Origin of the sequence: Blautia sp. MSK20_18, assembly GCF_020553125.1 — a bacterium.
GTDB lineage: Bacteria > Bacillota > Clostridia > Lachnospirales > Lachnospiraceae > Blautia_A > Blautia_A fusiformis.
In genome coordinates, this window is the sequence record NZ_JAJCGR010000075.1 from 1 (window position 1) to 3,522 (window position 3,522).

6 protein-coding genes and 1 pseudogene are annotated in these 3,522 nt (G+C 35.2%); all 7 read left to right on the forward strand.

Annotation, left to right across the window (positions count from 1 at the left end; all coding sequences use genetic code 11):
• Positions 1–221 (forward strand): annotated as a pseudogene (locus LI091_RS18180) (hypothetical protein); the annotation flags it as partial.
• 26 nt (positions 222–247) lie between these two features.
• Positions 248–718 carry a hypothetical protein gene (locus tag LI091_RS18185; protein WP_015524970.1) on the forward strand — a complete coding sequence of 157 codons (471 nt, stop codon included), beginning with the start codon at positions 248–250 and terminating at the stop codon, positions 716–718.
• 25 nt (positions 719–743) lie between these two features.
• Positions 744–1,007: a hypothetical protein gene (locus LI091_RS18190; RefSeq protein WP_015524971.1), complete on the forward strand. Its 264-nt coding sequence runs from the start codon at positions 744–746 to the stop codon at positions 1,005–1,007.
• Between the two features lie 391 nt (positions 1,008–1,398).
• Entirely contained in the window at positions 1,399–1,794 is a 396-nt protein-coding gene (locus tag LI091_RS18195) for a hypothetical protein (protein WP_015524973.1), read from the forward strand.
• Between the two features lie 9 nt (positions 1,795–1,803).
• A complete protein-coding gene (locus LI091_RS18200) occupies positions 1,804–2,175 on the forward strand; it encodes a hypothetical protein (protein WP_059086885.1) in 372 nt (123 codons plus the stop codon).
• 276 nt (positions 2,176–2,451) lie between these two features.
• On the forward strand, positions 2,452–2,616 hold the full coding sequence (rd, locus tag LI091_RS18205; protein WP_015524975.1) for a rubredoxin: 165 nt from the start codon (positions 2,452–2,454) through the stop codon (positions 2,614–2,616).
• A gap of 76 nt (positions 2,617–2,692) precedes the next feature.
• Positions 2,693–3,127: a bacteriohemerythrin gene (locus LI091_RS18210; protein ID WP_015524976.1), complete on the forward strand. Its 435-nt coding sequence runs from the start codon at positions 2,693–2,695 to the stop codon at positions 3,125–3,127.
• Positions 3,128–3,522 lie beyond the last annotated feature (395 nt).

The window sequence follows — 3,522 nt, forward strand, 5'->3', positions numbered from 1 at the left end:
GAGCAGGAAGCCCCCACTTCAAAATCGTAAGATTTAAGTGGTGGGAGCATGTCACTTGCTTTGTGGAACAGATTGATATTTACAGGGAGGAATCGTATTTCAGATTCTTCAAGTACATAAGAGTTCACTTTTCGTTGTATTTTAAAGAAAGAGAGACATGGAAACTTTGGAACAACAGCGAAAGTATCTTTGAAAAAGATCAAGGGATTACAATAAAATGATATGTAAATGAAGAGTAAGGGGAAAAATGCTGATTACGGATATTATTAACATTTTGGGGAATGAGTTTAGTAGTATATATTGCGTAAATCGTCAAGATCAGTACATTCAGATTTATAGACATCTAAATGAAAACACAGAGTTAGATGAATTAATGAACGAGAAGAAAACATATGAAACCGTAATACAAAAGTATATAGAGACCAATGTATTTGAAGAAGACAGAAATAAAATGCTGGTTGCTACGGATTTTAATAATATATGCAAACAACTGCAACTGGTCTCACAGTTCACAATACATTACAGGATAAAAAATGGTAATGATATTTTGCGTTATCGTATGAAATGTGCAAGAATTGGAAATGCAGATACATTCGAAAAAATAGTGTTTGCGTTTGCAAGTGAGGATTCAGATATAAGATTAGATGAGTTAGGCATTATGAACTTGAGCAGCACCGGTGAGAAAAGAAAAAGCATCTTTTCTCTGCTTATTAAGTGATGATTGTGAGCTGGATCATCGGAGAATGGACAATGTTATTAATGAGTTTGTAGAGAATGCTCCGATTAAAGGAATAAAGATTAAATATGGTATTTACAAAAATATAGATAAGAATCTTTCAATAGCTACCATATATGATTATGCATCTATGGCGGCAGAAACAGTTATGGAAGATTATAATCATGACTATGCGTATTATACAGATGAACTGGCGCAGAAGAGACTTTATAACCAAATGATAGAAAACGATTTTACAGATGCTTTGAAAAATAAGGAGAGATTGGTATAGACGATATTATTTGGATTATTAATCGGCAGGGATAGTCACTTTCCCTTTATATTCCTGCAGGTTTTACATAAGAAGATGGATTTCGGTCAGCAAAGGCAGCTCCCACAATGCCTTTTGGATATCCGCTTCTGCAAGTTGTAGTAAGTAATTGCTTCCCATCAAAATCATGGGGAAAGCGAACTGGTCTGAAAGACCGCCAGTTAGTGTGATGATGATAAGGAGATTTTGAAACTGATGACAGACAGAGATTATGCAATTAAATCAGTGAAAGAAATTACCTTCCATATGGCAAGTCATGCACAGGATTAAGACATTATACTGATATTAAAGAACTGATGACAAGCTACCAGAAACTGATTTTAGAAAACCAGTTGTATTGGAAGAACTGGATATGGAGTGCCAGGAGAAAATCAATGAAGATATGGCATATGCATTGAGTTATCTGAGCATTTATAACAATCAGCTGAATGTGCCAAAGATGCACCGGGAAATGAATAACCTGATGATCATTTATGGCTTGTCTGATATGATCTATCGTGGAATGACACTGGTGAAGTTCTATGCACCGAATGGTGTGATGCTCAGTGAAATCCTTCATTCCTGTTTTTGCAGTCATTATAATAAGACAGATGTGGAAGTACAGCAGGAGCTAGGAATAGGCAGGACTTCTTTTTATAAAATGAAGAAGCAGGCACTTGGATATTTAGGATTTTATTTTTACGAGATCGTGGTACCGCAGGCAAAGGATAAAAGATTTAAACCGTCACTGGGCGTTGAGGAAGAGTAGGTGAGTAATATGAGATACGAAGATTCGATGAAAGGTGTAGCTGATCAAATAATCAAAGAACAGCAGCGAGCCAGTAAAATTAAAAACAATCCAGAAGAGTTCCATTGGCATGACGAATATGCAACGTTGAATTTCTTTCGGTTTATCTGCAAAAATATCGGTAACTTGAGAAATGGAGAAATTGAAAAAATGGTCACACGTTTAAAGTACATAGATCAGAAAGCAGTGGAAAACCATGTGAATGGTGCTGTTTGGGCATTTGATTATGATAAGATGTTCTGTGTATTGATGGAAAATGAAATTTGTCGAAAGGTGTGTGAAAAGAATAAATATAACAGTTGGATGAATCTGATGGGACAGTATTGTGTTTCAAGGACTTAAAGACGAAGAAAGTTGTTGGAGAGAAATAATTTCCAGCAACTCTGTCTTTAATTAATAGAGTTCATTTTTTTATTCAACTATTCCCATGATATATACAATATGTAAATGTGCAATTCAAATATCAGTTTATGCTAAGTGCAAAAATAATAATAATTACTATTATTGACAAAAGAATAATTATCATGTATAATACAGATATACAAGAAACAAAGTGTTAGAAAAATTGCTAGGAACTTGGTAACAAAAATAAATCGACATTGAAAATGGAAAATGACTATGAAAAAATATGAATGTGAACCATGTGGATATATTTATGATCCGGCAGTAGGAGATCCAGACGCCGGTATCGCTCCAGAAACTGCATTTGAGGATATTCCAGATGACTGGACATGCCCAATCTGCGGATTAGGAAAAGATGTTTTCGTTCCTGTAGAAGACTAAGCAGAAAATGCAGGTACGAAACTGCCAGACATTAAAAGAGCCTAAGAGAACATATAAAAGAAATGGAGGTCAAATTATGACTTACGATTTAAACATTACCTTTGATGACAATTTAGTAACAGGAAATAAAACAATCGATACACAGCACAAAGAATTGATTGACCGTATCCAGAACTTTGTAACTGCCTGTCAAAATGGCGACAGCAAAGTAAAAGCAATCAAAATGCTGGATTATCTGGATGAATATACTGACTTTCATTTCAAAGAAGAGGAAAAGCTTCAGGAAAAATCCGGTTATCCAGAGCGTGAAAAACATTATGAAAAACATGAAGAGTTTAAAAAGACAATTCAAGAACTGTATGAATACCTTCAGGAGTATGAAGGACCAACAGATCGGTTCAGTGAACTTGTACAGAAAAATGTAATCGACTGGCTGTTTGGACACATTAAAACATACGACCGCTCTGTGGCAAAATTTATCTTTATGAAACAAAATCCAGACCGATGCTAAAATAAACCAGGGAACGAGTTCACTCAGAATGTAGACAACGTGATGAAGTAAATTAGGGGCTGTCACAATGCAGCCCCTTTCCTGTTATAGCGATATTCTAGGTAATATATTGCGCTGGCATGACATATTATTTTACTACTACTATATGGGAAGAGCAAGCAGCTCTTCTTTTTTTTGTCCTTTTTATCCAATTTTAAGTTGTAAAGTCTCTTTTCATTCGACAAAATTCTCCACAGACAGAGGATATGCGACGAGCATTGATATGAACATCTATTTATGGAAAGAGGATATTGAAGACGGGGAATCGGTAATGACAGCCGAATATAGACCTGTAGAATACGGAAAGGACTATGATGTTGTCAATAATCCTGATAAATTTCAACTATATATAGATG